This window comes from Streptococcus parasanguinis (assembly GCF_001074805.1).
In the GTDB taxonomy this organism is placed as follows: Bacteria; Bacillota; Bacilli; order Lactobacillales; family Streptococcaceae; genus Streptococcus; species Streptococcus parasanguinis_A.
In genome coordinates this window covers 1-6330 of the sequence record NZ_JUPI01000157.1, presented here as the reverse complement: position 1 = coordinate 6330, position 6330 = coordinate 1, and the positions used below count along the sequence as shown (strand labels likewise).

Annotated in this window: 4 protein-coding genes; 2 read left to right on the top strand and 2 right to left on the bottom strand. The window is 41.3% G+C overall.

Going from position 1 to position 6330, the window contains the following annotated elements:
- Positions 1-3201: Spy0128 family protein (locus tag ADI76_RS11070; protein ID WP_342666497.1), on the bottom strand; the 3201-nt coding region annotated here is incomplete at its 3' end.
- Between the two features lie 303 nt (positions 3202-3504).
- Here ADI76_RS11070 and ADI76_RS10700 point away from each other — a divergent pair.
- Together ADI76_RS10700 and galU are read left to right on the top strand one after the other, a co-directional pair.
- Positions 3505-4521 carry an NAD(P)H-dependent glycerol-3-phosphate dehydrogenase gene (locus ADI76_RS10700; RefSeq protein ID WP_049516434.1) on the top strand — a complete coding sequence of 339 codons (1017 nt, stop codon included), beginning with the start codon at positions 3505-3507 and terminating at the stop codon, positions 4519-4521.
- Between the two features lie 45 nt (positions 4522-4566).
- Positions 4567-5475, top strand: coding sequence for a UTP--glucose-1-phosphate uridylyltransferase GalU (gene galU, locus ADI76_RS10695; protein WP_003008975.1), 909 nt, complete (start codon positions 4567-4569; stop codon positions 5473-5475).
- 63 nt (positions 5476-5538) lie between these two features.
- Here galU and ADI76_RS11805 read toward each other — a convergent pair.
- A partial coding sequence (locus ADI76_RS11805; protein WP_049516431.1) for an LPXTG cell wall anchor domain-containing protein occupies positions 5539-6330 on the bottom strand: 792 nt, incomplete at its 5' end.

The window sequence follows — 6330 nt, the reverse complement described above, 5'->3', positions numbered from 1 at the left end:
TTGGTAACCGTCTGGAGCTGTAAGCTCTCTCACTACATAATCTTTTGCTTCTAATCCTGTAAAGGTTACAAGACCATTCGCATCAGAAGTTGCAGTCGCTTGGCCTTCGCCATATGGGTTAGCGACTGGAGTCGTACCATCTGCCTCAAAGAGACCGAATACGGCACCAACAAGAGCCTTCCCTTCTTGGTTCACTTTGTGCAATTGGATACTGTAGAGTTTCAATTCAGGTTTGTCAACTACTGGTGGTGTTGGTGGGATTTCAGTATATGGGTTATTCACCACATTTCCTTTATCTACCACAAGGTTAGTTGCGGTGCTGAATTCGCTAGCAGATACTTTAATAACAACCTTTGATAGTTGATATCCGTCTGGAGCTGTGAGTTCTCTCACTACATAATCTTTCGCTTCAAATCCTTTGAAAGTCACAAGACCATCTTTATCAGACGTTGCAGTCGCTTGGCCTTCGCCATATGGGTTAGCTACTGCTGTCACACCATCTGCTTCAAAAAGCCCGAATACTGCACCTGCTAGAGTTTGCCCTTCACCATTGACCTTATGTAGTTGAATGTTGTAAAGCTTCAACTCTGGTTTCTCAACTACTGGTGGTGTTGGTGGGATTTCACTTGTGACAAAAGTATTTTTGAAGGATTTCTTCTCACCATATGCCACAGTAGCCTTGATCGCATTGCTTGCATCATCTTTGGTCACGGTTACCGTCGCTTCGATGCTGGCTTGATCATAGGTCATTCCTTTTTCTTGAGATTGAGGAATCACTTCTTTAATCGTGTAATGGAAGGTTTTTCCTGCATCCTCTTGTGAATAAGAAATTTCATCAAAAGCTACGGAACCATCTGCAGCATTTTGTTTTGTTTGAAGGACTTTTCCAGCTTCATCCAACAAGGTAAAGCTGAATTCGCCATCTTTCAAAGCACGGCCTTCTAAAATCTTGCTCGCTGAAATCTGAGCCTTCGCTGGACTTGTAGCTGAGTAAGTATTTGCAAAGACCTTACTTTCTGGATAGACAACTGTTGCTTTTAGGTTGTCTCCTTCTTTTGTCACCTTAACAGTTACTTGTTTCTCGGCTGTATCGTATGTAATACCTGGGACGTTCCCTTTGACTTCTTTCACAGTGTAGGTGTGTTCTCCTTCTGCTGTGTAAGAAATCGCATCAAAGGTCACTTTACCGGCTTTATTGGTGACTGTTTGAAGTTTGTTAGTTCCTTCGTACAATTCAAAGCTAAACTCGCCGTCTACCAAGTCACGACCTGTCAACTCTTTTGTCAACTCAATTGTTGCTGTCGTCGCATTTGGGGTGAAAGCATTGGTAAATGTTTTACTTTCTGGGTAGACGACTTCTGCCTTCAAGGAATCTCCATCACGAGTGACTTTAACAGTCACTTGTTTTTCAGAAGTATCGTAAGCAATAGTCGCATTATTCCCTTTAACTTCTTTCACAGTGTAAGTATGTTCACCTTCCGCTGTGTAAGAAATGGCATCAAAGGTCACTTTACCGGCTTTATTGGTGACAGTTTGAAGTTTATTAGTACCTTCATACAATTCAAAGCTAAACTCACCGTCTACCAAATCGCGACCTGTCAACTCTTTTGTCAACTCAATTGTTGCTGTCGTGGCGTTTGGGGTGAAGGCATTGGTAAATGTTTTGCTTTCTGGGTAGACGACTTCTGCCTTCAAAGCTCCTCCATCACGAGTGACTTTAACAGTCACTTGTTTTTCAGAAGCATCGTAAGTAATCGTGGCATTGTCCCCTTTAACCTCTTTCACAGTGTAAGTATGTTCACCTTCTGCTGTGTAAGAAATGGCATCAAAAGTCACTTTGCCAGATTTGTTGGTGACAGTTTGAAGCTTATTAGTACCTTCATACAATTCAAAGCTAAACTCACCGTCTACCAAGTCACGACCTGTAAGAACTTTATCCAGCTCAATAACAGCTTGGGTTTTGGCCGGCTTCTCTCTCTTGTTTACAATGGTTTTGCTAACAGGTTTCGTTGGTGTCGTAAATTCGCTAGCTTCAACAATTGTATCTTCTGCCAACTCATACCCTTCCGGAGCTTGAATTTCTTTGATGATGTATTTATCTCTCAAGAGTTCCTTAAGGCTAAATTCACCTTTAGCATCTGATTCAAACTCACCTAATACTTGGCCAGTTGCTTGACGGATAACTTGGAATTTCGCACCTTTCAGCGGTTCATTACTTTCGTCAACTTTATGAACTTGAATGCCGAAGGCATAACCAACACCTTCACCACCAGCGATTTGGATATTTACTTTACTATTTGAATCGTATGGTTTTTTATTATCACCTACGATGGTTGCTTTATTTTTGATCACCTCACGGTCAACCGCATCATAGTTAACAACTGCTTCATATTCAACTGCAAAGTGATCATTAGCAGAAATGTTCCCTAGATTAATCGTAAATGTAGTATCTGTTGCATTGACAGTGTATTGGGAGGTAACATCTGTTTTGTTTAGAAGTTGCCATGTTCCACTGCTGTGATCCCAAGTACCTTTGTAGATCTTAAAGCTACCTGGCTTGTAGGTGACACCTGGTGATTCCATAGTATCGGACAGAACTGCATTGCTAATTGCCTCATTGGTCCGATTGACAGAAATACGAAAACCTAGGCTCTTGTGATCTCCATTATCCCAACCTGATTTGATAATAGTATACCGTTTACCTTCTCCGATGGTTCCACTTTTTACTGTACCATCGAATTTCACTTTGTTATTAACAGAGACCTTGACTGGTGCATTACCATCATTTGGGAACTTATCTTTATTAACACCAGCATAGAAGAAGAACGAACCTGAAATATCATTTTTCTCTTCGACAAATTTTGTAAATGTTAAGACAATTTTACCAGTAGTTGAGTTAACTTTTGCATTGGCAATCAATTTACCAGTAATGGAGTCTTTAATTTCAAAATCCTGCGATTTGATATCAATCGGAGAAGCAATTGTTACTTCGGTCGTATCCCCTGCTTTAACGTTTTTTCCTTCTAAAGCAAATTTGGCATTCAGACGGAAAGTATCATATCTTCCAAGTGAGTCTGTTAAATCACCACCATCATTATTTTGAATTTTCACATCCGTGATGACATCCACTTTTTTTGACGTTTCTGCTTTTACATTTTTAGAAAAAAGCGTAAAGCACACAATCAATAATGAAAGCATCATTGATAAATATATTGCTAACTTTTTCATTTTTTCTCCCCTTATATTCATAATAATAAGCGAAACTATTATATCAAAAACTAGTACTATTGCAAGTACAAAGTAGTATTTTTTCATTTGATTTCCCTGCTAAATGAAATTTCTTCATAAAACAATTGATAATCATACAAGTTTTTTTACCTATATTATGTTAAAATAGAGAGGAAAATAGAATCGTCCTTCAAGGCACACATTGGGCCGTTTCGAAGGCGCAAGCGCTAGATTCCTAGCCTTGTTGAAAAAATAGACATAGAAATGGAAGATACAATGGAAAAACAAACCGTTGCAGTATTGGGTCCTGGTTCATGGGGAACAGCCCTTTCACAAGTCCTCAATGATAACGGCCATGAAGTCCGTCTCTGGGGAAATATCCAAGAACAAATCGATGAAATCAATACCGCTCATACCAATCAACGCTATTTCAAAGACATCGTTATTAGCGAAGAGATTACTGCTACGACCGATCTGAAAGCTGCTTTGGACGGTGTGGATGCTATCCTTTTTGTCGTTCCTACAAAGGTGACCCGCTTGGTCGCTAAACAAGTCGCTGAAACACTGGATCACCCTGTCACAGTCATGCATGCTTCTAAGGGATTAGAACCTGGTACACACGATCGGATTTCTCAAATCCTTGAAGAAGAAATTCCTGCTTCTCTTCGCAGCGAGGTAGTGGTCGTTTCTGGACCAAGTCATGCAGAGGAGACCATCGTACGGGATATCACCCTCATTACAGCAGCCTCAAAAGATTTAGAAGCGGCTCGCTATGTTCAAGAACTCTTTAGCAATCACTACTTCCGCCTCTATACCAATACAGATGTTATCGGAGTGGAAACTGCTGGAGCCTTGAAGAATATCATCGCGGTCGGAGCTGGAGCCCTGCACGGTCTTGGTTATGGTGACAATGCCAAAGCAGCCATCATCACGCGCGGTCTCGCTGAAATCACGCGCCTTGGCGTTAAGCTCGGAGCTAGCCCATTGACCTATAGCGGTCTGTCTGGGGTTGGTGACCTGATCGTTACCGGAACTTCTGTTCACTCTCGCAACTGGCGAGCTGGGGATGCTCTCGGACGTGGCGAAAAACTGGAAGATATCGAAGCCAACATGGGCATGATCATTGAAGGGATCTCTACGACCAAAGTCGCCCACGAGCTGGCCCAAGAATTGGATGTCTACATGCCAATTACACAAGCCATTTACCAAGTCATCTATGAAGGAAAAGATATCCGCGAAGCCATCCACCACATGATGAGCAATGAATTTAAAGAAGAAAACGAGTGGAAATAAGTCAACCACCCTATAATGAATCATACCTTTTAGAAAGGAAACTATATGACTAAAGTTAGAAAAGCAGTCATTCCTGCGGCTGGTTTGGGGACACGCTTCCTCCCAGCTACCAAAGCTTTGGCAAAAGAAATGTTGCCAATCGTTGACAAACCTACGATCCAATTCATCGTAGAAGAGGCTCTGAAATCTGGGATTGAAGAAATCCTTGTCGTAACAGGGAAGGCTAAACGTTCGATCGAAGACCATTTCGATTCTAACTTCGAATTGGAATACAATCTCGAGCAAAAAGGCAAGACTGACTTACTCAAGTTGGTCAATGATACAACAGCGATCAATCTTCATTTCATCCGCCAAAGTCACCCTCGAGGTTTAGGGGACGCTGTTCTTCAAGCCAAGGCCTTTGTTGGAAACGAGCCTTTTGTCGTTATGTTGGGAGATGACCTCATGGACATCACTAATGATGATGCCTTACCATTGACCAAACAATTGATGAACGACTACGATGAAACTCATGCGTCAACCATCGCTGTGATGGAAGTCCCTCACGAAGAGGTTTCTTCTTACGGTGTGATCGCACCTCAAGGCGAAGGTATCAATGGTCTTTATAGCGTTGAAACTTTTGTCGAAAAGCCAAATCCAGAGGATGCTCCAAGTGATCTCGCTATTATCGGACGCTACCTCTTGACTCCTGAAATCTTTGATATTCTTGCAAATCAAGAACCAGGTGCCGGCAATGAAATTCAATTGACGGATGCGATCGACACCCTCAATAAGACCCAACGAGTCTTTGCCCGTGAATTTAAAGGCCAGCGCTACGATGTGGGTGATAAATTCGGCTTCATGAAAACTTCGATTGACTATGCCTTGAAACACCCTCAAGTCAAAGATGATCTCAAACAATATATTATCGACCTTGGAAAAAAATTAGAAGCATCTGAACAAACTGCAGACTAAAAAAGAAGGAAGAGAGATTTCATTCTCACTTCCTTTTTTGTTGTATCTTATAAACTGTATCGTTTAATGGGTTCTACGTTTTTCGATGTAGTAGCCAAATCCAAAAACTGTCAAAATAACTCCGCCTACCATCGTCGCGATTGAGATACTTTGTCCGGTTGATGGTAATTTTTTCTCACCTTTCTTCACTTCAATTTTTGCTGCAGATTTATAAACTACACCATAAGTTGAGAAATGAGAGGTTGTAAATGTTACGGCTGACTTATCTTCATTTAGTTGGAATTGGAAGGATTCCAATTGGCCATTTTCACCGATACCATAAACTGCTTCTACTTCTTTTTGCCCATTGACTGGAATGGTCACAACCGTTGGACTAATTTGATGTACAGGATTATTTTGGTTCGATAATTGAATATTATATGCCTTGTAATCTTTACCAGCTAGTTCTTTGACATCTTTCAAAACTTCAACAAGGAGACTATAGCCACCTTGAGCAAAATCAGGGTTTTGCAAAACGATATCTGTTGCTTGGTCTACTAAAATATATGAATTTGTTGGTAAAACTGGGCGACCAACGGTACTAACACTGTTACTGTTTGTAGGAACAATAGTAGTTGAACTACTTGGTGTTGTTTCTTCCTTGCTTGGTTCCGTACTTGCTTCGGTGCTTGGTGTCGTTTCTTCCTTGCTTGGTTCTGTACTTACTTCGGTGCTTGGTTTTGTTTCTTCCTTGCTTGGTTCTGTACTTGATTCGGTGCTTGGCTTCGTTTCTTCCTTGCTTGGTTCTGTACTTGACTCTGTGCTTGGCTTCGTTTCTTCCTTGCTTGGTTCTGTACTTGACTCTGTGCTTGGCTT